We start from the raw sequence: 23815 nt of genomic DNA on the forward strand, positions 1-23815 counted from the left end.
CTCAGAGGTACATACGCCCATGACGCAGCCACCGCCGCCCAACCAGCCCCCGGGCCCGCCCAACCAGCCGCCGAACCAGCCGCCGCAGGGAGGTTTCGGCGCGCCGCAGGACCCGCCGCCCGGTGGTTTCGGCGCGCCCACGCCGCCGCCGGACCAGCCCGCGTACGGCTACCCGCAGCCCGAGCAGCCGCCGGCGCAGCCGCAGTACGGCTATCCGCAACAGCCGCCGAACCAGGCGCCGTACGGGTACCCGCAGCAGCCCCCGACGCAGCCCCAGTACGGGTACCCCCAGCAGCAGCCTCAGCAGCCCTACGGGTACCCGACCCAGCCCCAACAGCCCTACGGCTACCCGCAACACCCCGCGCCCGTGCCGCCCGGCGGCGGCAAGAAGCTGTCCACGCAGATGCAGATCGTCATCGCCGCCGTGGTCGCCGTCGCCCTGATCGTCGGCGGCGGCATCTGGTACGCCCGGTCCGGCGGCGGGGAGAACGACACCGCGGGCGGCACCACCGGCTCGACCCAGGGGCAGAACAAGGGCGGCAACGGCCTCGGCGGCAACGGCAAGGAGAAGGTGCCGGCCAACACCCGGGCCACGCTCAAGTTCCAGCTGCCGGAGCCCAAGGTCGAGGACATCACCGACGTCGGCGGCTCCTGGATCACCGACAAGGCGTACGTCAAGACCGGCGTCAGGTCGATCGTCGGCCACGACCTCGACAAGGGCACCCCGGCCTGGACCCTGGCCCTGCCCGGCCAGGTCTGCGGTACCTCGCGGCACACGACCGCCGACAACAAGGCCGCCATCCTCTTCGAGGCGGCCAAGCGCGTCGGACCGCGGTTCTACCAGCCGTGCACCGAGGTCGGCCTCGTCGACCTGACCACGGGCAAGCTGGTGTGGTCCACCTCCGTCACCGGCGGCAACGCGGGCGACGGCAAGGCCAGGTTCAGCGAGATCACGCTCAGCGGAGCGACCGTCGCGGCCGGCGGCACCGACGGCGGCGCCGCCTTCGACCTGGCCAACGGCAACCCGCGCTGGAAGCCCTCCGCCAACGCCCAGAACTGCTACGACATGGGTTACGGCGGCGGCGAGGGCCTTGTCGCGGCGCGCAAGTGCGGCTCGTACGGCAGCCAGTACGTCGTCATCCAGAACCTCAACCCGACGACCGGCCAGCCCATCTCCCAGTACAAGATGCCCACGGGCGTGGAGTACGCGTCGATCGTCTCCAGCAAGCCGCTGGTGGTCGCCGCCGACGTCGGCGACACCGCCGACGACGGCAGCGGCATCTCGGACTTCTTCTCCATCGACGAGAAGACCGGCAAGCTGAAGGCCAAGATCGCGGCGGACCCGGACCGTTTCGCGGCCCGTTGCCGGACCACCGAGGTCGAGAACTGCAGCAAGGTCGTCGTCGGCAACGGCCGGCTCTACCTGCCCACCGAGGAGCGCGAGGGCTCCACCGGCGAGTACGGCGACGAGACGAACGAGATCCTGTCGTTCGACCTGGCCACCGGGAAGCAGGCCCCCGAGAAGGCCGACGCGGGCGACAGCTACACACTGCACCCGCTGCGCATGGACGGCGGCAACATCATCGCGTACAAGATCCCGCCGTACGACAAGGGCGGGCAGATCGTCTCCATCGACGGCGGCACCATGAAGCCGACCGTGCTCCTGGAGAACCCGGCGGACAAGCCGGTCAGGGACGCCGAGGGCAGCTTCTCGCCGGACTACGCCGAGATCCTCTACGGGAACGGCCGGATGTTCATCTCCGCCGTCAACCTGAGCAAGCCGCGTGAGTCGTCCTCGACGAACGACAAGGAGTACCTGGCACTGGCGTTCGGCACCGGCTGACCCGCGCTTTCGTACCCGTACAGCCCGGCGCGTCGATTCACTCGGCGCGCCGGGCTGTTTGCGCGTGGCCCGGGCGGGTCAGTATTCGACAGTCCGGGGGGACAAGCGTGTAGTTTGCCGGGTCATCGGAGTGACTGGGGCCGGGCGACGGCTCCAGGGGGGAACTGAGGGGTTGCTCGATGGGCGTGCGGCTCATGGTGGTCGACGACCACCGACTGCTCGCCGAGGCGCTGGCCTCGGCACTGAAACTGCGCGGGCACCGCGTGCTCGCGGCGGCGGCCCCGGTGGCGGGCGCCGCGGAGCTGGTGGTGAGCCGGGCGCCCGAGGTGTGTCTGCTCGGCACGGCCGCCCCGGCCGAGCCGGGGGCCTTCGACCCGATCGTACGGATCAAGCGCGAGCGGCCGCAGGTGGCCGTGGTCGTGCTCGGCCCGGTGCCGTCGCCGCGCGGGATCGCGGCGGCCTTCGCGGCCGGCGCCTCGGGGTACGTACGGCACGACGAGCGCATCGAGGGCGTCGAGCGGGCGCTGATCAAGGCGCGGGCGGGGGAGTCGGCGGTGGCGCCGCAGCTCCTCCAGGGGGCCTTCACGGAGCTGCTCAACCCGGCGGCGCAGCCGGACGACGAGGGGCAGCGGCTGCTGCGGATGCTGACGCCGCGTGAGGTCGAGGTCCTCGTCCGGGTGGCGGAGGGCGAGGACACCCGGCTGATCGCGGCGGGGATGGGGATCGCGCCGAGCACGGCCCGCACCCATGTGCAGCGGGTGCTGATGAAGCTGGGCGTGGGCTCGCGCCTCGAAGCGGCGGCGCTGGCGGCGCGCACGGGCCTGCTGGACCGCGCGCCGGTGCCGGGCGCCCGGAGCGAGTACCCCTAGGGGCTGGGGCCGGGGCGCCCGCGGTCCCGACGCCCCCTGAGGGCCGCGGGTCCGGGCGCCCGGAGTCCCGACGTCAACCTGCACAGAGCGCTCTCACCGTTGACTGTCGATGTTTGATTGTGGTTCTTTGTGGATGGTTCTGTTTGGTTCCCCGCTGAGGACACCCCGTGAAGAAGACCGTCACCACCCTCGCCGACGGGCGCGAGCTCATCTACTACGACGCCCGGGACGACGCCGTCCGCGACGCCGTCGACGCCCGGCCGCTCGACCCCGTCTCCTCCGCCTCCGAGATCCGGTACGACGCGCTCCTCGGGGACTCCGTCGCCGTGGCCTCGCACCGGCAGACCCGGACCTACCACCCGCCGGCCGACGAGTGCCCGCTCTGCCCCACCCGCGACGAACGGCTGAGCGAAATTCCGGCCCCCGACTACGAGGTCGCCGTCTTCGAGAACCGCTTCCCCTCGCTCGCCGGGGAGAACGGGCGGTGCGAGGTCGTCTGCTTCACCTCCGACCACGACGCCTCCTTCGCCGACCTCACCCCCGAGCGGGCGGCGCTCGTGCTCGACGCCTGGACCGACCGGACCGCCGAGCTTGCCGAGCGGCCCGGCGTCGAGCAGGTCTACTGCTTCGAGAACCGCGGCGCCGAGATCGGCGTGACCCTCGGCCACCCCCACGGCCAGATCTACGGGTTCCCCTACGTCACCCCCCGTACGGCCCTGATGCGGCGCCAGGCCGCCGAGCACCGGGCCCGCACCGGACGCAACCTCTTCGACGACGTCGTCGCCAGGGAGCGCGCCGACAAGGTCCGCGTGGTCCTGGAGAACGAGCACTGGATCGCCTTCGTGCCGTACGCGGCGCACTGGCCGTACGAGGTCCACCTCCACCCCACCCGCCGGGTGCCCGACCTGCGGGCGCTCGACGGGGCGGCCCGCACAGCCTTCCCACAGATCTATCTGGAACTCTTGAGGCGCTTCGACCGGATCTTCGGGCCCGGCGAGCCGCCCACGCCGTACATCGCCGCCTGGCACCAGGCGCCGTTCACCGGCGAGGACCGTGCGGAGTTCGGGCTGCACCTGGAGCTTTTCACCGTCCGCCGGGCGCCCGGCAGACTGAAGTACCTCGCGGGCACCGAGTCCGGCATGGGCGCGTTCATGAACGACGTACCGCCGGAGACGGCGGCCGAACGACTCCGAGAGGTGGCAAGCAAGTGAAGTACCTGGTGACAGGCGGCGCGGGTTACGTGGGGAGCACGGTCGCCCGCCATCTGGTCGAGGCGGGCCACGAGGTGACCGTCCTCGACGACCTCTCCACCGGCTTCGCCGAAGGCGTCCCGGCCGGGGCGGAGTTCGTCGAGGGCCGCATCCAGGACGCCGCCCGGTGGCTGGACGGCTCCTACGACGGCGTGCTGCACTTCGCCGCGTTCTCCCAGGTCGGCGAGTCGGTCGTCAAGCCCGAGAAGTACTGGGAGAACAACGTCGGCGGGACGATGGCCCTGCTCGCGGCCATGCGCACGGCGGGCGTCCGCAAGCTGGTCTTCTCCTCCACGGCCGCCACCTACGGCGAACCGGAGTCCGTCCCGATCACGGAGTCCGCGCCGACCGCGCCGACGAGCCCCTACGGCGCCTCCAAGCTGGCCGTGGACCACATGATCGGCGGCGAGTGCGCCGCCCACGGCCTCGCCGCGGTCTCGCTGCGGTACTTCAACGTGGCGGGCGCGTACGGCGGTTGCGGCGAGCGCCACGACCCCGAGTCGCACCTGATCCCGCTGGTCCTCGACGTCGCTCTGGGCCGCCGCGAGGCGATCAACGTGTACGGCGACGACTACGCGACCCCCGACGGCACCTGTGTCCGCGACTACATCCACGTCGCCGACCTCGCCGAGGCGCACCTGCTCGCCCTGGACGCCATGACCTCCGGCGAGCACCTGATCTGCAACCTCGGCAACGGCAACGGCTTCTCCGTGCGCGAGGTCGTCGAGACCGTGCGCAAGGTGACCGGCCACCCGGTCCCCGAGGTCATGGCCGCGCGCCGGGCCGGCGATCCCGCCGTCCTCGTCGCCTCGGCCGACGCCGCGCGCGAGCGGCTCGGCTGGATTCCGTCCCGCCCGGACCTGGCGGACATCGTGCGCGACGCCTGGGTGTTCGCGAGAGAGAGGGAGCTGGGGCGCGGATGAGCGTGGCAGGCGAGTTCGAAGCGCTGTACGGGGCGGCGCCGGAGGGCGTCTGGGCCGCCCCCGGGCGCGTCAACCTGATCGGCGAGTACACCGACTTCAACGACGGCTTCGTGATGCCCCTCGCGCTGCCGCACACGGCGGTCGCCGCCGTGTCCCGGCGGGACGACGACGTGCTGCGGGTCCACTCCGCCGACGTCGAGGGCGGGATCGTCCGGCTCGACCTGGGCGTGCTGGAACCGCTCGCCCCGCTCGCGGGCGGCGGCGGCGCGAGCTGGGCCGCGTACCCGGCCGGTGTCCTGTGGGCCCTTCGCGAGGCCGGGTATCCGGTGACCGGGGCGGACATCCACCTCGCGTCGACCGTGCCGACCGGGGCGGGCCTGTCGTCCTCCGCCGCCCTGGAGGTCGTCACCGCGCTCGCCCTGAACGACCTGTTCGGCCTGGGGCTCTCCCGCCCCGAGCTGGCCGTCCTGGCCCAGCGCGCGGAGAACGCCTTCGTCGGCGTTCCGTGCGGGGTGATGGACCAGATGGCGTCCGCGTGCGCGATCGAGGGCCACGCGCTCTTCCTGGACACCCGGGACCTCTCGTACCGGCAGGTGCCCTTCGACCTCGCCGCACAGGGGCTCCGGCTCCTCGTGGTGGACACGCGGGTGAAGCACGCGCTCGGGGACGGCGCGTACGCGGAGCGGCGCGCCGGCTGCGAGGCCGGCGCGCGGGCGCTCGGCGTGCGCGCGCTGCGCGAAGTCCCGTACGCGCAACTGTCCGATGCGCTCGCGCGTTTGAGCGAGGAATCGGTTCGCCGCTATGTCAGGCACGTGGTTTCGGACAATCACCGGGTCGAGCGGACGATCGCCCTCCTCGACGCCGGGGACGCGGCGGCCGTCGGCCCCGTCCTCACCGAGGGCCACACCTCGCTCCGGGACGATCTGCGGGTCTCCTGCCCCGAGTTGGACCTCGTGGTCGAGGCGGCGAACGCGGCCGGCGCGCTGGGTGCGCGGATGACGGGCGGCGGTTTCGGCGGCTCGGCGGTCGTCCTCGTACCGGAGCCGCGGGCGGACGCCGTGGCGGCCGCGGTCGGGAAGGCCTTCGCCGAGGCCGGGTTCGTCGCGCCGCGCGTCTTCCCCGCCGTGCCGTCCCAGGGAGCCCGCCGGGAGTGAGAACGCCTTCGGAATTGTCGACTTCTGTCGCGACGGTGTCCTTGTGACACAGCAGTCCCACCGTGTTCGGTCAGTTCTCCCAATCGGCTACCGCGGAGGCCCCCCGCCCGTACTCTGATGCACAGCACCGGTGGGGGCCGGTGCTGATCAGGGGGCGAGACCAGTCGGGTACGGCGTTCGGGACGGGGTAACAGTCACTGCACGGCGGCGGCCGTGCGATCGACGGACCCCCCTCCCCGGCGCCGTACCCGCGCCGGTCCGTTCCTCGACACTTGGGGGTGTCCGTGGCTCGCATCCGGGTCCTGGTGGTGGACGATCACCGCATCTTCGCCGAGTCGCTGGCCGCCGCACTCGCGGCCGAGCCCGACGTGGACGTCTCCGCCGCGGGCAGCGGCCCGGCCGCCGCGCGCTGTCTGGAACGGGCGGTCGCCGAGGGGCGCCGGTACGACGTGATGCTGGTCGACGCCGACCTGGGCACGGTGGCCGGCCCCGCCGCCTCCCTGACGGTCGCTCAGGCCGTACCGGACGACGGAGAGGGCGTCGTCGACGGCATCTCGCTGGTCGCCGGGGTCCGGCTCAGCCAGCCCTCCGTCCGTACGGTCGTCCTCGCCGAGAAGGACGACCCCCACCGGGCCGCGCTCGCGCTGCAGGCCGGAGCCTCGGGCTGGGTGGCCAAGGACTGCTCCTTGCAGCGGCTCCTCGCCGTCATCCGCGGGGTCCTGCGCGACGAGACGCATCTGCCGCCCGCGCTGCTGACCGGCGTCCTGCGGGAGCTCACGGCGGCCCGCAAGCACCGCACCGAGAGCGAGCAGCTCGTGGAGTCGCTGACCCCGCGCGAGTGCGAGGTGCTGCGCTGCATGGTGGCGGGCCTGGGCCGCAAGGCGGTCGCCGAGCGGCTCTTCCTCTCCCCGCACACCGTCCGTACGCACATGCAGAACGTGCTCGGGAAGCTGGGTGTGCACTCCACGCTGGCCGCGGTCGCGCTGGCGCGCCGGGCCGGGGTCGGCCCCGCCGAACTAGCCGGGGATGTTGTCGAACGGGGCGGTCAGCTGGCGTAGCAGCCCCGCCAGTTCGCCGCGGTCGGCGCGGGAGAGCTGCGCGAGGATGGCCCGCTCCTGGGCGAGCAGCCCGGCGAGCGCCTGGTCGGCCCGGTCGCGGCCCTCGGGGGTCAGACGGACCAGCACCCCGCGCCGGTCGCTGGGGTCGGGGAGCCGCTCCACCAGGCCCTTCTTGGTGAGCCGGTCGATGCGGTTGGTCATGGTGCCCGAGGTGACCAGCGTCTGGGTGAGGAGCTGGCCGGGGGAGAGCTGGTAGGGGGCTCCGGCGCGCCGCAGCGAGGTGAGGACGTCGAACTCCCAGGGCTCCAGCTGGTGCTCGGCGAAGGCGAGCCGACGGGCGCGGTCGAGATGGCGTGCGAGCCGCGAGACGCGGCTGAGCACCTCGAGCGGTTCCACGTCGAGGTCCGGGCGCTCGCGGCGCCATGCAGCGACCAACCGGTCGACCTCGTCCTCCATGACGATCAGTGTAGAGGGTCTGTTGACATAAAGTCTCTTGACGTCAAGATATATTCGGATGGACTATGGGGAAGGACCGGGCCGGGACCTAGTTCCGCTTCGGCAGCTCGTTCCAGCAAGGGGGCTCGAACATGCATTCCGCACCATCTTCCGCTTCCACCGCGCCAACGTGGGATCCGCAGCAGTACCTGCGGCATTCCGGCCATCGCACCCGTCCGTTTCTCGACATGCTCGCCCGAATACCGCGACTGCCCGCCACGGGCACCCCGGCCCGGATCGCCGACCTCGGCTGCGGACCGGGCAATGTGACCGTCCTGCTCGCCGACCGCTGGCCCGATGCCCACATCACCGGCTTCGACCTCTCTCCCGACATGCTGGAACGGGCCGAGAAGGACTGGGCGGGCACCACCTCCGGCGGGGGCTGGCTCGACTTCCGCCCCGCCGACGCGGCGCACTGGACCCCGGAAGAGCCCTACGACCTGATCGTCTCCAACGCCGCTCTCCAATGGGTTCCCAACCATCCCGAGTCCTTCGCCTCGTGGATCGACGCTCTCAAGCCCGGCGGAACGCTCGCCTTCCAGGTCCCCGGCAACTTCACCGCGCCCAGCCACGCCCTGCTCGGTGAACTCTGCGACATGCCCCAGTGGCGCGGCCGCCTCCGCGGCGAGGGCCGCCGCTTCGTCCACATCCTCGACCCGGCGGACTATCTCCTGCGCCTGACCGACCTCGGCTGCACGACCGACGTCTGGGAGACCACCTACTCACAGCTCCTTCAGGGCGAGGACCCCGTCCTCGACTGGGTCAAGGGCACGGCGCTGCGGCCCGTCCTGACGGCCCTGGAAGGCGACCAGGAGGCCACCGACGCGTTCCTCGCCCAGTACCGCGACCTGCTCCGCGCGGCCTACCCGCCGGGCCCCCGCGGCACCGTCTTCCCGTTCCGGCGCATTTTCGCCATGGCGACGAAGCCGCTGTGACGGGGGCGCCGTGACACGGCGCCCGGACGCACGGGCGCCCCGCACCGGAAGACCGGTGCGGGGCGCCTTGACGTACGGTGCCCGCCCTGGTGGCGTCAGGACATCGTGTCGTAGATGCCGAAGCCGTTGCCGATCCTCGCCCGTCCGGTGAACTTGCCCGGGGAGGTGTTCAGGTAGCTGTACAGGTCGCCCGCCGCGTTCACGCCCAGCAGGTCGCCCTTGCCGTCGGCGTTCAGGTCGCCCGGCGCCACCAGCCTGGTGTACGTGTTCCAGCCGCTGCCGACCTTCACCCGCGCCTTGAACGGCGTGGCCGCGACACCCGTGCCCGGGTAGACGTACAGGTCGCCGCCCGAGGTGCGGGCCACGATGTCCGTACGGCCGTCGCCGGTGTAGTCGCCCGCACCGAGGATCTTGTTGAAGGCGCCCCAGCCGCCGCCGACCTTGATCCGGGACGCGAACGCCGTGCTCTGCCCGTTGCCCCGGTACAGGTAGAGCGTGCCGGAGCCGTCACGGGCCAGCAGGTCGCCCTTGCCGTCGCCGCTCAGGTCGCCCGGGCCGACGAGCGTGTTGTACCCGCCCCAGCCGCCGCCGATGTAGCTGCCCTCGATGTACAGGCTGCCCTGGTAGAGCTGCGCGAGGTCGGACGAGCCGTCCGGGTTCAGGGAGGACAGGTGCGTGAAGACGGCGCCCTTCCAGCCGCCCGGCTCGCTGTACTGGGCGCGCGCGGCGAGCCTGCCGGTGGTCCGGCTGCCGTACCAGTACAGCGTGCCGGCCCTGTCGCGGGCGATCACGCCTTCCTTGTTGCCCGTGACGGGGTTGTTGCCCGCGCCCCCGAACTGCGGGACGCCGTCCCAGCCACCGTCGTTGCTGACCTTCGTACGCGCCGTCAGCGTGCCGTCGCCCCGGCCCTTGTAGTACCAGAGCGTGCCGGCCGTGTCGCGGGCGAGCAGCTCGCCGTTGCCGTCGCCGTTGTCGTCGCCCACGGGAAGGATCTGGTTGTAGGTGTTCCAGCCGCCGCCGATCCTCGCGCGCGCGGCGAACGGCCTGCTCTTGTCGCCCGCACCGGCGTAGAACCACAGGGTGCCGGCGGTGTCACGGGCGATCAGGTCGGCCCAGCCGTCGCCGTTGTTGTCGCCGATGCCCAGGAGCTGGTCGTAGATGCCCCAGCCGCCGCCGACCTTCATACGCGCCGCGAACGGCGCGCCGCGGTCGCCGGTGGCGAAGTACACGTACAGGTTGCCGCTGTGGTCGCGGGCGACCAGGTCCGCGCGGCCGTCGTCGTTCACGTCACCGGGCGCGACGATCTTGTTGTAGATCTGCCAGCCGCCACCCCTCCACGTGTACACCGCGTCGTTGGGCGTGGCGTCCGTGTACAGGGTGAGCGCGCCCTGCTCGGAGAGCATCAGGACCTCGGGGCCGCTGACGTCCCCGTCCTGGTTGCCGATCGGGATGATGTCCTTCGCGGGCTCCGCGGTGCTTCCGAGGAAGAGACCGCCCGCGCCCGATGTCGTGGCGGTGTAGACGTCGCCGCTCCAGGCGCGGTAGATCAGGTCGCCCGTACCGTCGCCGTCGAAGTCCGACAGCTGCGGGGACGCGCCGACGCCGTCGGCCCCGGCCGCACCCGCACGGTCGCCGCCCGGCGCCGGCCGCGTCAGGGACGGCGGGGTGAAGGCCGGCGCCGGCTTCTCGACGGCGGGGCGCGGCGCGGGCTGGTCGGCCGAGGCCGGGGTCGCGAGCAGCATGCCCGCGGAGAGGACGAGAGCGGTGCATGCCGCGATGCGGCGGGCACGGGTGGAGTGCACAGAACGCAAGAGATCCCCCCCAGGGATCAGAACAGCCGATGGACCGGGGGCAGGGATCCGCGACACCTCCGCACGGCACGAAAACGCGTACGAAGGGCGAACGCCTCCCCGGATGTGGAGGGGAGCATATCGCCCCCCGCCGACAGGGGATCAACACATACGCCCGGCAGCAGGGGCCCGGCACGACTGCCGCATCCACCTCTTGCCGACGGACCGCCCGGCTCACCCCGGTTTCGCGGACCGCCCCGCCGACAGGGCCTAGCCCGAGGACCGCCCCCCGCCTCAGCTCTTGCGGTGCCCTATCAGCCGCGGCTTCTGCTCGAGGCCGTCAAGACCGTGCCACGCCAGATTCACCAGATGCGCGGCGACCTCCGCCTTCTTCGGCTTGCGGACGTCCAGCCACCACTGGCCCGTCAGCGCCACACTGCCCACCAGCGCCTGCGCGTACAGCGGCGCCAGCTTCGGATCGAAACCCCGGGCCTTGAACTCCAGACCCAGAATGTCCTCGACCTGCGTGGCGATGTCACTGATCAGCGACGCGAACGTGCCCGTCGACTGGGCCACCGGCGAATCACGGACCAGGATCCGGAAACCGTCCGTGTACCGCTCGATGTAGTCCAGCAGCGCGAACGCCGCCTGTTCGAGCAGCTCACGCGGATGGCCCGCCGTCAGCGCCCCCGTCACCATGTCGAGCAGCTGCCGCATCTCCCGGTCGACCACGACCGCGTACAGCCCCTCCTTGCCGCCGAAGTGCTCGTACACCACCGGCTTGGAGACCCCGGCCTTCGCCGCGATCTCCTCCACCGACGTGCCCTCGAAACCCTTCGCGGCGAACAGCGTCCGACCGATGTCCAGCAGCTGCTCCCGGCGCTCCGCGCCCGTCATCCGCACCCGTCGGCCACGCCGGGGCTTGTTCTCGCTGCTGCTGGTACTGCCGTCGATCGCCACGTTCTCCATCATGCCGCGTCGGCGGGCTCGCCCCGGCGCCGGGCTTCGATCCGCGAGGCGTTCGGCCAGCGCACGTCGTACGCCCATCCCAGCTGCTCGAACCAGCGGATCAGCCGCGCGCTGGAGTCGACCTGGCCCCGCAGCACCCCGTGCCGCGCCGACGTCGGGTCCGCGTGATGCAGGTTGTGCCAGGACTCGCCGCACGACAGCACGGCCAGCCACCACACGTTGCCCGAACGGTCACGCGACTTGAACGGCCGCTTGCCCACCGCGTGACAGATCGAGTTGATCGACCACGTGACGTGGTGCAGCAGCGCCACCCGGACCAGCGAACCCCAGAAGAAGGCCGTGAACGCACCCCACCAGGACATCGTCACCAGACCCCCCACCAGCGGCGGGATCGCCAGGGACAGCATCGTCCAGTAGATGAAGTCGCGGGAGATCCGCCGGATCGCCGGATCCTTGATCAGATCCGGCGCGTACTTGGCCTGCGGCGTGCGCTCCTCGTCGAACATCCAGCCGATGTGCGCCCACCACAGGCCCTTCATCAGCGCCGGCACGGTCTCGCCGAACCGCCACGGCGAGTGCGGGTCGCCCTCCGCGTCGGAGAACTTGTGGTGCTTGCGGTGGTCCGCCACCCACCGCACCAGCGGACCCTCCACCGCCAGCGAGCCCATGACCGCCAGCGCGATCCGCAGGGGCCGCTTCGCCTTGAAGGAACCGTGCGTGAAATACCGGTGGAAACCGATCGTGATGCCGTGACACCCGATGTAGTACATCGCCACCAGCAGACCCAGGTCGAGCCAGCTCACGCCCCAGCCCCAGGCCAGCGGTACCGCCGCCAGCAGAGCCAGGAAGGGCACCGTGATGAACAGCAGCAGCGTGATCTGCTCGATCGATCGCTTGTCGTCCCCGCCGAGGGTGGCGGAAGGCAGATCCGAGAGGTCCTGGCCGGTGGGTTCGAGCACCTCGGGACGTGAGGTCATAGGAGTCCCCTGGGGGGTGAGGGTGAGGGAATGGAGCCGCGGCTACGGGACCGTAACCTACGGCGACGTAAGTATGGCAGCGCCGGGCCGCGCGGCAAGAGGGCACACGAGGGGCTGCGAGGCGTCCAAGGGATGGACACCTATCCTGTGTGCGTCGGACAGCGCGGTCCGCAAGCCTCCAGTACCCCTCCAGACGTGCCCGAACACTGCAAGGAGCCGCACCTGTGAGCAGTGCCGACCAGACCCCCACCGACAACGCCGAGCTGCGTTCCGACATCCGCCGACTGGGCGACCTGCTGGGCGAGACCCTCGTCCGCCAGGAGGGCCACGACCTCCTCGACCTCGTCGAGAAGGTCCGCCGGCTCACCCGCGAGGACGGCGAGGCCGCAGCCGAGCTGCTGGGCGAGACCGACCTGGAGACCGCCACCAAGCTGGTGCGCGCCTTCTCCACCTACTTCCACCTGGCGAACGTCACCGAGCAGGTCCACCGCGGCCGCGAGATGCGCGAGAAGCGCGCCGCCGAGGGCGGACTGCTCGCCCGCACCGCCGACATGCTCAAGGACGGCGACCCCCAGCACGTCCGCGAGACGGTACGGAACCTCAACGTACGGCCCGTCTTCACCGCGCACCCCACCGAAGCCGCCCGCCGCTCGGTCCTCAACAAGCTGCGCCGCATCGCCGCCCTCCTGGAGACCCCGGTCATCGAGGCCGACCGGCGCCGCCACGACCTGCGGCTCGCCGAGAACATCGACCTCATCTGGCAGACCGACGAACTCCGGGTCGTCCGCCCCGAGCCCGCCGACGAGGCCCGCAACGCCATCTACTACCTCGACGAGCTGCACGCCGGCGCCGTCGGCGACGTCCTGGAGGACCTCGCCGCCGAGCTGGAACGCGTCGGCGTCGAGCTGCCCGCCGGCACCCGCCCGCTGACCTTCGGCACCTGGATCGGCGGCGACCGCGACGGCAACCCCAACGTCACCCCCCAGGTGACCTGGGACGTCCTCATCCTCCAGCACGAGCACGGCATCACCGACGCCCTCGAACTCGTCGACGAACTCCGCGGCTTCCTCTCCAACTCCATCCGCTACGCCGGAGCCACCGAGGAACTCCTCACCTCCCTCCAGCGCGACCTGGAGGGCCTCCCGGAGATCAGCCCCCGCTACAAGCGGCTCAACGCCGAGGAGCCCTACCGGCTCAAGGCGACCTGCATCCGCCAGAAGCTCGTCAACACCCGCGAGCGCCTCGCGAAGGGCACCCAGCACCAGGAAGGCCGCGACTACCTCGGCACCTCCGAGCTCGTCCACGACCTCGCCCTGATCCAGACCTCCCTGCGCGAGCACCGCGGCGCCCTCTTCGCCGACGGCCGGATGGACCGCACCATCCGCACCCTGTCCGCCTTCGGCCTCCAGCTCGCCACCATGGACGTCCGCGAACACGCCGACGCCCACCACCACGCACTCGGCCAGCTCTTCGACCGGCTCGGCGAGGAGTCCTGGCGCTACGCCGACATGCCCCGCGACTACCGGCAGAAGCTCCTCGCCAAGGAGCTCCGCTCCCGCCGCCCGCTCGGGCCGACGCCCGCCCCCCTGGACGCCGCCGGACAGAAGACCCTCGGCGTCTTCGGCACCGTCAAGGAAGCCTTCGAGCGCTTCGGCCCCGAGGTCATCGAGTCGTACATCATCTCGATGTGCCAGGGCGCCGACGACGTCTTCGCCGCCACCGTCCTCGCCCGCGAGGCCGGACTGCTCGACCTGCACGCCGGCTGGGCCAAGATCGGCATCGTGCCGCTCCTGGAGACCACCGACGAGCTCAAGGCCGCCGACGTCATCCTCAACGACATGCTCGCCGACCCCTCCTACCGCCGCCTCGTCTCACTCCGCGGCGACGTCCAGGAGGTCATGCTCGGCTACTCCGACTCCTCCAAGTTCGGCGGAATCACCACCTCCCAGTGGGAGATCCACCGCGCCCAGCGCAGGCTGCGCGACGTCGCCCACCGCTACGGCGTACGGCTGAGGCTGTTCCACGGCCGCGGCGGCACCGTCGGCCGCGGCGGCGGCCCCTCGCACGACGCGATCCTCGCCCAGCCCTGGGGAACCCTGGAGGGCGAGATCAAGGTGACCGAGCAGGGCGAGGTCATCTCCGACAAGTACCTGATCCCGTCCCTGGCCCGGGAGAACCTCGAACTGACCGTCGCCGCCACCCTGCAGGCCTCCGCCCTGCACACCGCGCCGCGCCAGTCCGACGACGCCCTCGCCCGCTGGGACGCGGCCATGGACACCGTCTCCGACGCCGCCCACACCGCGTACCGCAGGCTCGTCGAGGACCCCGACCTCCCGTCGTACTTCTTCGCCGCCACCCCCGTCGACCAGCTGGCCGACCTGCACCTGGGCTCCCGGCCCTCCCGCCGCCCCGACTCGGGCGCCGGCCTCGACGGACTGCGCGCCATCCCCTGGGTCTTCGGCTGGACGCAGTCCCGCCAGATCGTCCCCGGCTGGTTCGGCGTCGGCTCCGGCCTCAAGGCGCTGCGCGAGGCCGGACTCGACCCCGTACTCGGCGAGATGTACGAGCGCTGGCACTTCTTCCGCAACTTCCTCGCCAACGTCGAGATGACGCTGGCCAAGACCGACCTGCGGATCGCCCGCCACTACGTCGACACCCTCGTGCCGGACGAGCTCAAGCACGTCTTCGCCACCATCGAGGAGGAGCACGCGCTCACCGTCGCCGAGGTCCTCAAGGTCACCGGCGGCAAGACCCTGCTGGACTCCAACCCCGTCCTCCAGCAGACCTTCGCCATCCGCGACGCCTACCTGGACCCGATCTCCTACCTCCAGGTGGCCCTCCTCGCCCGCCAGCGCGCCGCCGCCGAACGCGGCGAGGACCCGGACCCGCTGCTGGCCCGAGCCCTGCTGCTCACCGTCAACGGCGTCGCCGCGGGCCTGCGCAACACCGGCTGACGCCTGCCCCGTGAACGACAAGTGCCCCCATCGGTCCGACCGACGGGGGCACTTCACTGTGGTAGGACTCAGTGCTGCTGGGCCTTGCGGCGGCGCATCACCAGGACGGAACCGGCACCCGCGAGGGCGACGGCGACGGCGGCGATGATGCCGACGGGGGCGCTGGAGCCCGTCTCGGCGAGACCACCGGTGGCGTCGGTGCTCGCGGAGGCGGACGGGGTCGCACCGGCCGAGGCGGAGTCCGTGGCGGACGGCGTCGCGCCGGGCGTCTCGGACGTGCCCGGGGTGCCAGGCGTCTCTGTGCCCGGGGTCTCCGTGCCGGGCGTCTCGGACGTGCCCGGAGTGCCAGGGGTCTCGGTGCCCGGGGTCTCGGCGGGCGGGCAGTCGGTCTTGAAGACCTTGTGCTTGGCGCTGCCCTTCTCGCCCTCCCAGTTCCAGAACAGCTTGTACTGGCCGTTCGGGAGGGTCATGTCCTCGGTGCGCTCGTGGCCGTCGGCGTCGAGCGTGATGAGACCGGACTTGACCGTGGTGCCCTTGTCCTGGTCGTTGTTGGCCCAGGCCTCGATGTGCCAGTTCACCTTCTGGCCGGCGTCGAAGCCGAAGGCGTCGAGGTAGAAGACGCAGACCTTGGGCTCGTTCTTACGGAGCTCCTCGCCGGTCTTGGCGTCGTGGATCTTCACGGTGCCGTTGTCGCCATGCTTGCCGGTGGCGGAAGCCGCCGGAGCCAGGACGAGAGAGCCCGCCATGGCGGCGACCAGCGCGCCGGCGGGGATGAGGGATCGTCGCATGTGCAGTCGTCCATCTGGGAGATGAGAGGTTGCCGTGGGAGGTGGCATCGGCAGCCTATCCACACCTTTAAGTCACCCTTAACCCAAAGGTTCATAACGATCCGGATGGATCGCGCCACGAAGGCCGGAAATCGCCCCTCAGAGCGCGAAGAACGCCCCCAGCAGCAACACGCCACCCGCCCCCGCCAACGACCACGCCGTCCGCGTCAACCGAAGACCGCCCCCTATCAGCGGCGCCGCGAGCAACAACGCCCCGCCCAACGGCAGCCAGGCGTGCAGACCGCCGCCCCACCCCGTCCGCACCGCCTCACTCGTCCCCGGCTTCACGACCACGGGCAGCGTCTGCCCCTTCTCCGCCGCGACCGAACGATCGATGGACAGAGTGCTGTGCGGCGAAGGCGGACCCTCCGGGACATAACGACCGCTGCACGTCTCGTCGTTGCAGCCGGTCAACGTCAACGTGCCGTGCTCACGGCCCTTGGGAAGCAGGACGTGCTGGGCCGTACCCCACGACGACCACGCTCCCGCGACGAGGAGCAGCAGGGCGACCAGAGCCATGGCGGCGTTACGGGCGTGCATCATGACCCGGGATCGTACAGTCGTACCGCGGCGGGGCGACGGTCAGGAGTTGTACGCCGACTGCGCGCGCTCCAGACCCTCCGCCACCAGGCACTCGACGGAATCCGCCGCCCGGTCCACGAAATAGTCGAGCTCCTTGCGCTCCGTCGACGAGAAGTCCTTCAGAACGAAGTCCGCGACCTGCATCCGCCCCGGCGGCCGACCGATACCGAACCGCACCCGGTGGTACTCCGCACCCATCGCCTTCGTCATCGACTTCAGACCGTTGTGCCCGTTGTCGCCCCCGCCGATCTTCACTCGCAGCACGCCGTAATCGATGTCCAGCTCGTCATGGACCGCCACGATCCGCGCCGTCGGCACCTTGTAGAAATCACGCAGCACCGTCACCGGCCCGCCCGAGAGATTCATGTACGACATCGGCTTCGCGAGGATCACCCGACGATTGGCCGGCCCGGGCGGGCCCATCCGGCCCTCGACGACCTGCGCCTGCGCCTTCTGCGCCCGCTTGAACTTCCCGCCGATGCGCTCGGCGAGCAGGTCCACCACCATGAAGCCCACATTGTGGCGGTTCGCGGCGTAATCAGGGCCCGGATTGCCGAGACCGACGATCAGCCAGGGGGCGTTCGCGTCGTCCGTCATCGTGGGACGTCTCCTCGTCTGCGTACAGGAACATCTGCGTACAGGGAACACCTGTGTTGTACAGGGGGAACAGCGGAACGGGGTGGCGGGCCGCAGCCCACCACCCCGTCCGCGTCAAGCAGAGCCTACGGCTCAGGCCTCGGCACCCTCGGCGGCCGGCTCCTCGGCACCCTCGGCGGCCGGCTCCTCGGCCTGCGCGGCCAGGACCTGCAGCACGACGGCGTCGGCCTCGGTCACCAGGGTCGAGCCCTTCGGCAGCGCGATGTCCTTGGCGAGGACGGAGGCACCGGCCTCCAGGCCCTCCACGGAGACCGTGACGGCCTCGGGGATGTGAGTGGCCTCGGCCTCGACGGAGAGCGTGTTCAGCACGTGCTCCAGCAGGTTGCCACCGGCGGCCAGCTCACCCTCGGCCTGAACCGGGATCTCGACCGTGACCTTCTCGCCACGCTTGACCAGGAGCAGGTCGACGTGGACCAGGAAGCCCTTGATGGCGTCACGCTGAACGGCCTTCGGGATCGCCAGCTCGCTCTTGCCGTCGACGTCCAGGGCCAGCAGGACGTTCGGGGTACGCAGCGCGAGCAGCAGCTCGTGGCCCGGAAGGGTCACGTGGACCGGCTCGGTGCCGTGACCGTAGAGAACGCCGGGAACCTTGTTCTCACGGCGGACGGCGCGCGCGGCGCCCTTGCCGAACTCGGAACGAACCTCGGCGGAGATCTTCACCTCGGACATATGCACTCCTCGTAAGCAGAAACAGAACAGTGTGGCTACCCGGCCACGACTGGCCTGCTACGAAGAGCGCGTCGATAACGGACCGCCGCACCTCACCGGTACGGCCTCCCTCGCCGAGCAACTACGGCAGTCTACCCGCCGCCCGTCGCCCCACCCAATTGGATCACCGGACCCCTCGCAAGACGGCGGAGAGGCCCGCCTCCCCTCAGGGGAAACGGGCCTCTCACCAGCCGATCAGCAGCTCAGCCGATCAGGCTCAGTGCTCCTCGAAGAGGCTCGTCACCGAACCGTCCTCGAACACCTCACGCACCGCACGCGCGATCGTCGGCGCGATCGACAGAACCGTGATCTTGTCGAGCTCCAGCGAACTCGGCACCGGCAGCGTGTCCGTGAACACGAACTCGCTCACCTTCGAGTTCTTCAGACGATCGGCCGCCGGCCCCGACAGGATGCCGTGCGTCGCCGTCACGATGACGTCCTCGGCACCGTGCGCGAAGAGCGCGTCGGCCGCGGCGCAGATCGTGCCACCCGTGTCCACCATGTCGTCGACCAGGACACAGACCCGGCCCTTCACGTCACCGACGACCTCGTGGACCGTCACCTGGTTGGCGACGTCCTTGTCACGACGCTTGTGCACGATCGCCAGCGGCGCGTCCAGACGGTCGCACCAACGGTCCGCCACCCGCACACGGCCCGCGTCCGGGGAGACGATCGTCAGCTTCGAACGGTCCACCTTGTTGCCCACGTAGTCCGCGAGGACCGGCAGAGCCGACAGATGGTCCACCGGGCCGTCGAAGAAGCCCTGGATCTGGTCCGTGTGCAGATCCACCGTGAGGATCCGGTCCGCACCCGAGGTCTTCAGCAGGTCCGCCACCAGACGCGCCGAGATCGGCTCACGCCCACGGTGCTTCTTGTCCTGACGGGCATAGCCGTACGACGGGATGATCACGGTGATGCTCCGGGCGGAAGCCCGCTTCAGAGCATCGATCATGATCAGCTGCTCCATGATCCACTTGTTGATCGGAGCCGTGTGGCTCTGGATCAGGAAGCAGTCCGCGCCACGAGCCGACTCCTGGAAACGGACGTAGATCTCGCCGTTCGCGAAGTCGAAAGCCTTGGTCGGCACGAGGCCGACACCCAGCTGGTGCGCGACCTCCTCGGCCAGCTCGGGGTGGGCGCGGCCGGAGAAGAGCATCAGCTTCTTCTCGCCGGTCGTCTTGATCCCGGTCACAGCACTGTCTCCTCAGACGTGTCTTCTGGCCCCGAACTCCGCGCTCCCGTGCGCGTGCGCGAGCCAGCCGAATTTATGTGCACGTATCACGGTACGCCGAGTTCGACGTACCCGTTTCCGGTCAGCTTTCGCCGGAAGGCTCCTCCGCAGCCGCCTGAGCAGCCTGCGCCGCGGCGCTCCCGGGCCGCTTCCGAGCCACCCAACCCTCGATATTCCGCTGCTGGCCCCGGGCGACGGCGAGCGAACCGGCCGGTACGTCCTTGGTGATCACAGACCCGGCGGCGGTGTACGCACCGTCCCCGATCGTGATGGGTGCCACAAACATGTTGTCCGACCCGGTCCGGCAGTGCGACCCGATCGTCGTGTGGTGCTTCGCCTCACCGTCGTAGTTCACGAAGACGCTCGCCGCGCCGATGTTCGTGTACTCGCCGATCGTGGCGTCCCCGACATAGGAGAGGTGCGGAACCTTCGTACCCTCACCGATCGCCGCGTTCTTCATCTCCACGTACGTGCCCGCCTTGGCCTTGCGGCCCAGGTTCGTCCCCGGACGCAGATACGCGAACGGCCCCACGGAGGCGCTCTCGCCGATCACGGCGGAGTCGGCGACCGTGTTGTCCACCCGCGCGCCCCGGCCGACCGTCGTGTCCTTCAGCCGCGTGTTCGGACCGACCTCGGCGTCCTCGCCGATGTGCGTCGAGCCCAGCAGCTGCGTACCCGGGTGGATGACGGCGTCCGGCTCGAACGTCACCGTGACGTCCACGAACACGGAGGACGGGTCGACCACCGTCACACCCGCGGTCATCGCCCGCTCCAGCAGGCGCTGGTTCAGCAGGGCACGGGCCTCGGCCAGCTGCACCCGGTTGTTGATCCCCAGGATCTCCCGGTGGTCGCCCGCGACGGACGCGCCGACCCGGTGACCGGCCTCCCGGAGGATCGACAGCACGTCGGTGAGGTACTCCTCGCCCTGGCTGTTGTCCGTCCGGACCTTGCCCAGCGCGTCGGCGAGCAGCCGGCCGTCGAAGGCGAAGACCCCGGAGTTGATCTCCTTGATGGCGCGCTGCTCGTCGGAGGCGTCCTTGTGCTCGACGATCGCGGTGACGGCACCCGAGGCGTCCCGGACGATGCGCCCGTAGCCGGTGGAGTCCGGCACGTCGGCGGTGAGCACGGTGACCGCGTTGCCGTCGGCCGCGTGGGTGCCGGCGAGGGCCTTCAGGGTCTCCCCGGAGAGCAGCGGGGTGTCGCCGCACACGACGACGACGGTGCCCTCGGGGGCCTGTCCGAGCTCTTCGAGGCCCATGCGGACGGCGTGACCGGTGCCGTTCTGCTCGTACTGGACGGCGGTGCGGGTACCGGCGTAGTGCGCGTCGAGATGCGCGGTGACCTTCTCACGGGCGTGCCCGACGACCACGACGAGGTGCTCGGGCTCCAGCTCACGCGCGGCGGACACGACGTGCCCGACGAGGGAGCGTCCGGCGATTTCGTGCAGGACCTTGGGGGTCTTCGACTTCATGCGGGTGCCCTCACCCGCTGCGAGGACGACGACGGCGGCCGGGCGGTTGGCGCTCACGGGAATGCCCTTCGGCTTCGGGTGGTGGACACCCGCAGGATACCGGGGGGTTTAGGGGCGGAAATGAGTGCGGGTCCCGACCGGGGAGGTCGGGACCCGAGGTGTGCTCCGCCGGCTGGATTCGAACCAGCGTCTCAAGGCTCCAAAGGCCTGCGGGATGCCGCTACCCCACGGCGGATCTACACCAGACCTTACCCGAGCCGATCCTCGGCGACGGACGCGATTCCCCTCCACCATCCTTCGATGCGTCGGTACAGCTCAGCGGACTGCAGGACGGAGATGACCAGGCATCCTCGGTAGTTCTCTCCGACGTTCTTGCGCACGGTCCTGGGGTTGTGTTTCTTCAGCGTCGTCTTGCCGAGCAGCGCGGTGTCGATGCCCGCGATGTCCGCCCAGTACCGTTCCGCGGCAGCCACATCTGCCGACTCGTGGATCATGACGCGGAATCGCAGTCGCTCCCGCTCGATGCCCAGCAGGGCGAGCCAGGCCAGGTAGACCCGGATCACGTCGGTGTCGCTGTTCACGAAGATCACGTTCTCGCGGCGGGCGTACGGCTTGTCCTTGGTCCCTTCGGCCCAGTACAGGCCGACTCCTACGAGGAACAGCTCGCGGTCGGTCATCGCGCCGATCTCGCCCGCGGCGTCGTCCTTGGTCTGCCGACGTGCGACGTCCCGGACCTGGAGCTCGTGTTCCCACCGCTTCTGCGCCGCGATCTTCGCCTGCTCGGCTGGGTTGCGGCGCTCCGGTTTCGGGAGGTCCCGTACCCAGAGGGAGATCGAGCTCTTCGAGCAGCCCAGCTCGACCTGGATCTGGTCGTACGTCATGCCCTGGGTCCGCAGCTCCCGCGCGCGGGCCCGTAGGTCGTCCTTCGCGCGGGGGCGTTTCGTCCAGTCCGGCGGTGGCTCGCCCTTCACGAGGCGGTTCAGGATGTCGTTGTTGTGGACGCCGAGGCGGTCGCGGATCTGGCGCAGGCTGAGGCCCTCGCGGCGTAACGCGATCGCCTGTTCGCGCAGGTTCTCGAAGTCCGCGTACCTGCTTGTGCTGGATGTCATACGAACACCATCGTCCGGAATTCGGACGTCCGGGTCGAAAGCCTGGGCGATTCAGTAGTTCGAGGGACTGGTGTCTGCACGGCGTTGACGTGCGGCGCTTCCGCGTCCCGCACTCTCCGGAAAATGACTCGCCCCCGCCCGTACGCTGGAGGGCATGACCACAACGGGGGCGCATCAGGACGCAGCGGGCATGACCGCCCGTGGCTGGTGGTGGTGGGGGAGACGGCGTAGCGCGGTGCTCGACATCGGGCTGGCCGTGGTGTCCGCGCTGGAGTGCGGGCTGGAGGGGGTCGGCTTTGCCGGCAAGGCCGGGCTGCCCGTGCCCGTGGGGGTGTTGTTCGGGCTGATGGTCGGGTCCGTGCTGCTTGTGCGGCGGCGGTGGCCGATTGTCGTCGTTCTGGTCTCGATCGCCGTCACGCCTGCCGAGATGGGCTATCTGATGGGGATCGTCGGGCTGTACACGCTCGCCGCCTCCGAGGTGCCGCGGCGGTTCACGGCCGCTCTCGCGGGCATGTCGACGGTCGCCGTCTTCATCGTGACGGTGGTGCGGGTGCGGCAGGACGTCGCGCAGGCGGATGTCGGTCAGCCGGACTTCGATCCCAGCGGCTGGTACGTCCCGACCGTCGCGGTCTTCATGACGCTGGGTCTCAACGCGCCGCCGGTTCTGTTCGGCCTCTACATAGGGGCGCGGCGCCGGCTCATGGAGAGTCTGCGGGAGCGTGCCGACAGTCTGGAGCAGGAGCTGTCGCTGCTTGCGGACCGGGCGGAGCAGCGGGCGCAGTGGGCGCGGCAGGAGGAGCGGAGGCGGATCGCGCGCGAGATGCACGACGTGGTCGCGCACCGGGTGTCGTTGATGGTGGTGCATGCGGCGGCGTTGCAGGCGGTCGCGTTGAAGGATCCGCAGAAGGCGGTGAAGAACGCGGCTCTGGTCGGTGACATGGGCCGGCAGGCGTTGACGGAGTTGCGGGAGATGCTGGGTGTGCTGCGGGAGGACGCGGCGGTGGCTGTGATGTCCCAGGTTTCGCCGGTTCCGTTGGCGGCGGTGGGCCGGGCTGCGGCGGCGGCCGCGGCGGAGGCGGCTTCGGAGGACGGGCCGTGTCTGGACGCGTTGGAGCGTCTGGTGGAGCAGTCGCGTCAGGCGGGTGCCGTGGTGGAGCTGACGGTGTCGGGTGAGGCGCGGGTGTATGCGGCGGAGGTCGAGCGGACGGCGTACCGGGTGGTCCAGGAGGCGCTGACCAATGTGCACAAGCATGCGGCCGGGGCCAAGGTGATCGTCCGGCTCGCGCATCGGGAGGCGGAGGTCGCGATGCAGGTCGAGAACGGTCCTTCGGACGCGGAGGCCGCGGACGCGCATCTGCCGAGCGGGGGGAACGGTCTGGTCGGTATGCGTGAGCGGGTGTCGCGGCTGGGTGGTGTGTTCGTGTCGGGGCCGACGGACGGGGGCGGCTTCCGGGTGTCGGCGGTGCTGCCGGTGGGGGAGCCGGCGCTCTAGGGGGTCGGGGAGTCGGTGGTCTGGCCGGTGGCGAGTCGTGTCGGTTGTGCCCCGGTGATCAGGGTCGCGAGCGCCGCGTCGATGTCGTGGCCCAGGAACCAGTCGCCGGTGTGGTCCAGCCCGTAGACCCGGCCTTCCAGGTCGATCGCGAGTACGGCCTGGTGCTCGCCCTCCTCTCCGAGGGGGGCGATCTCCGTGTCGAGGGCTCGCCCGAGGTCGGCCAGGGTGCGGGCCAGGTGGAGGCCGGCCAGGGGGTCGAAGCGCAGGGTCGCGGGGGCGATCTGGCGGCCGGTGCCGGGCGCGGTGACCTGGAGGCCGCCGAATTCGGCCCATGCCTCCACGGCGGCGGGGAAGACGCTGTGCCGGTGGCCGCCGGGTGAGACGTGGGCGCGCAGGGCGTCGGCCCACTGTTCGGCGATCTTGATGTCCCAGCGGCCCGGCTGCCACCCCGCCTCGCGGAGGGCGGCGTCGACGTTGACCGGGAACCGGGTGGTGCTCAGGTGGTCGGGCATGAAGGTGCG

General features: G+C 70.7%; 21 protein-coding genes and 1 tRNA gene. 9 read left to right on the forward strand and 13 right to left on the reverse strand.

Translation table 11 applies throughout. The features are described from left to right. Positions 1–19: 19 nt before the first annotated feature. From M5362_RS25395 to M5362_RS25420, 6 genes are all read left to right on the forward strand, one after another. Complete coding sequence (locus M5362_RS25395) at positions 20–1843, forward strand: PQQ-binding-like beta-propeller repeat protein (RefSeq protein WP_260230063.1); 1824 nt, start codon at positions 20–22, stop codon at positions 1841–1843. Positions 1844–2022: 179 nt separating this feature from the next. Beyond that, positions 2023–2712 (forward strand): LuxR C-terminal-related transcriptional regulator, encoded by a 690-nt coding sequence (locus M5362_RS25400; protein ID WP_260230064.1) that lies wholly within the window; start codon positions 2023–2025, stop codon positions 2710–2712. Between the two features lie 167 nt (positions 2713–2879). Further along, the gene (gene galT / locus M5362_RS25405) at positions 2880–3923 is read left to right on the forward strand and encodes a galactose-1-phosphate uridylyltransferase (RefSeq protein WP_260230065.1); all 1044 of its coding nucleotides are present in this window, start codon (positions 2880–2882) and stop codon (positions 3921–3923) included. Next, positions 3920–4885, forward strand: coding sequence for a UDP-glucose 4-epimerase GalE (gene galE, locus M5362_RS25410; protein WP_260230066.1), 966 nt, complete (start codon positions 3920–3922; stop codon positions 4883–4885). Before galT ends, galE begins: the two co-directional genes overlap by 4 nt. Further along, the gene (galK, locus tag M5362_RS25415) at positions 4882–6039 is read left to right on the forward strand and encodes a galactokinase (RefSeq protein ID WP_260230067.1); all 1158 of its coding nucleotides are present in this window, start codon (positions 4882–4884) and stop codon (positions 6037–6039) included. Before galE ends, galK begins: the two co-directional genes overlap by 4 nt. A 272-nt stretch (positions 6040–6311) precedes the next feature. Then, positions 6312–7097 (forward strand): response regulator transcription factor, encoded by a 786-nt coding sequence (locus M5362_RS25420; protein ID WP_261366404.1) that lies wholly within the window; start codon positions 6312–6314, stop codon positions 7095–7097. On the opposite strand, the gene M5362_RS25425 is transcribed toward M5362_RS25420, so the two are convergent. Next, positions 7056–7553 carry a MarR family winged helix-turn-helix transcriptional regulator gene (locus tag M5362_RS25425; RefSeq protein ID WP_260230069.1) on the reverse strand — a complete coding sequence of 166 codons (498 nt, stop codon included), beginning with the start codon at positions 7551–7553 and terminating at the stop codon, positions 7056–7058. The two genes, M5362_RS25420 and M5362_RS25425, sit on opposite strands and share 42 nt — an antisense overlap. A gap of 131 nt (positions 7554–7684) precedes the next feature. Between M5362_RS25425 and M5362_RS25430 the strand changes: the two genes are divergently transcribed. After that, positions 7685–8527: a trans-aconitate 2-methyltransferase gene (locus tag M5362_RS25430; protein WP_260230070.1), complete on the forward strand. Its 843-nt coding sequence runs from the start codon at positions 7685–7687 to the stop codon at positions 8525–8527. 95 nt (positions 8528–8622) lie between these two features. On the opposite strand, the gene M5362_RS25435 is transcribed toward M5362_RS25430, so the two are convergent. The 3 genes from M5362_RS25435 to M5362_RS25445 form a co-directional block, all read right to left on the reverse strand. Next, positions 8623–10329, reverse strand: coding sequence for a VCBS repeat-containing protein (locus tag M5362_RS25435; protein WP_260230071.1), 1707 nt, complete (start codon positions 10327–10329; stop codon positions 8623–8625). Positions 10330–10611: 282 nt separating this feature from the next. Continuing rightward, positions 10612–11286 carry a TetR/AcrR family transcriptional regulator gene (locus tag M5362_RS25440; protein ID WP_260230209.1) on the reverse strand — a complete coding sequence of 225 codons (675 nt, stop codon included), beginning with the start codon at positions 11284–11286 and terminating at the stop codon, positions 10612–10614. Then, positions 11286–12263, reverse strand: a complete 978-nt coding sequence (locus tag M5362_RS25445; RefSeq protein WP_260230072.1) for a fatty acid desaturase — start codon at positions 12261–12263, stop codon at positions 11286–11288. The genes M5362_RS25440 and M5362_RS25445 overlap by 1 nt, the downstream gene beginning before the upstream one ends. Before the next feature lie 224 nt (positions 12264–12487). Between M5362_RS25445 and ppc the strand changes: the two genes are divergently transcribed. Continuing rightward, a complete protein-coding gene (ppc, locus tag M5362_RS25450; protein WP_260230073.1) occupies positions 12488–15217 on the forward strand; it encodes a phosphoenolpyruvate carboxylase in 2730 nt (909 codons plus the stop codon). Positions 15218–15285: 68 nt separating this feature from the next. On the opposite strand, the gene M5362_RS25455 is transcribed toward ppc, so the two are convergent. The 8 genes from M5362_RS25455 to M5362_RS25490 form a co-directional block, all read right to left on the reverse strand. Then, complete coding sequence (locus M5362_RS25455; protein ID WP_260230074.1) at positions 15286–16005, reverse strand: LPXTG cell wall anchor domain-containing protein; 720 nt, start codon at positions 16003–16005, stop codon at positions 15286–15288. A gap of 138 nt (positions 16006–16143) precedes the next feature. Continuing rightward, complete coding sequence (locus M5362_RS25460; protein WP_260230075.1) at positions 16144–16587, reverse strand: hypothetical protein; 444 nt, start codon at positions 16585–16587, stop codon at positions 16144–16146. A gap of 39 nt (positions 16588–16626) precedes the next feature. Beyond that, the gene (pth, locus tag M5362_RS25465; RefSeq protein WP_260230076.1) at positions 16627–17223 is read right to left on the reverse strand and encodes an aminoacyl-tRNA hydrolase; all 597 of its coding nucleotides are present in this window, start codon (positions 17221–17223) and stop codon (positions 16627–16629) included. Between the two features lie 132 nt (positions 17224–17355). Further along, positions 17356–17952, reverse strand: coding sequence for a 50S ribosomal protein L25/general stress protein Ctc (locus M5362_RS25470; protein ID WP_260230077.1), 597 nt, complete (start codon positions 17950–17952; stop codon positions 17356–17358). Positions 17953–18208: 256 nt separating this feature from the next. Next, positions 18209–19183 (reverse strand): ribose-phosphate diphosphokinase, encoded by a 975-nt coding sequence (locus M5362_RS25475; RefSeq protein WP_260230078.1) that lies wholly within the window; start codon positions 19181–19183, stop codon positions 18209–18211. Positions 19184–19304: 121 nt separating this feature from the next. After that, positions 19305–20750, reverse strand: coding sequence for a bifunctional UDP-N-acetylglucosamine diphosphorylase/glucosamine-1-phosphate N-acetyltransferase GlmU (gene glmU, locus M5362_RS25480; RefSeq protein WP_260230079.1), 1446 nt, complete (start codon positions 20748–20750; stop codon positions 19305–19307). A 106-nt stretch (positions 20751–20856) separates the two neighbouring features. Next, positions 20857–20928 (reverse strand) — tRNA-Gln (locus M5362_RS25485). Positions 20929–20941: 13 nt separating this feature from the next. Further along, complete coding sequence (locus M5362_RS25490; RefSeq protein ID WP_260230080.1) at positions 20942–21802, reverse strand: hypothetical protein; 861 nt, start codon at positions 21800–21802, stop codon at positions 20942–20944. Between the two features lie 154 nt (positions 21803–21956). Between M5362_RS25490 and M5362_RS25495 the strand changes: the two genes are divergently transcribed. Further along, positions 21957–23294 (forward strand): sensor histidine kinase, encoded by a 1338-nt coding sequence (locus M5362_RS25495; protein ID WP_260230081.1) that lies wholly within the window; start codon positions 21957–21959, stop codon positions 23292–23294. On the opposite strand, the gene M5362_RS25500 is transcribed toward M5362_RS25495, so the two are convergent. Next, positions 23291–23806, reverse strand: a complete 516-nt coding sequence (locus tag M5362_RS25500) for an SUKH-3 domain-containing protein (RefSeq protein WP_260230082.1) — start codon at positions 23804–23806, stop codon at positions 23291–23293. The two genes, M5362_RS25495 and M5362_RS25500, sit on opposite strands and share 4 nt — an antisense overlap. Positions 23807–23815 lie beyond the last annotated feature (9 nt).

This window comes from Streptomyces sp. Je 1-79 (assembly GCF_025195125.1).
GTDB lineage: Bacteria > Actinomycetota > Actinomycetes > Streptomycetales > Streptomycetaceae > Streptomyces.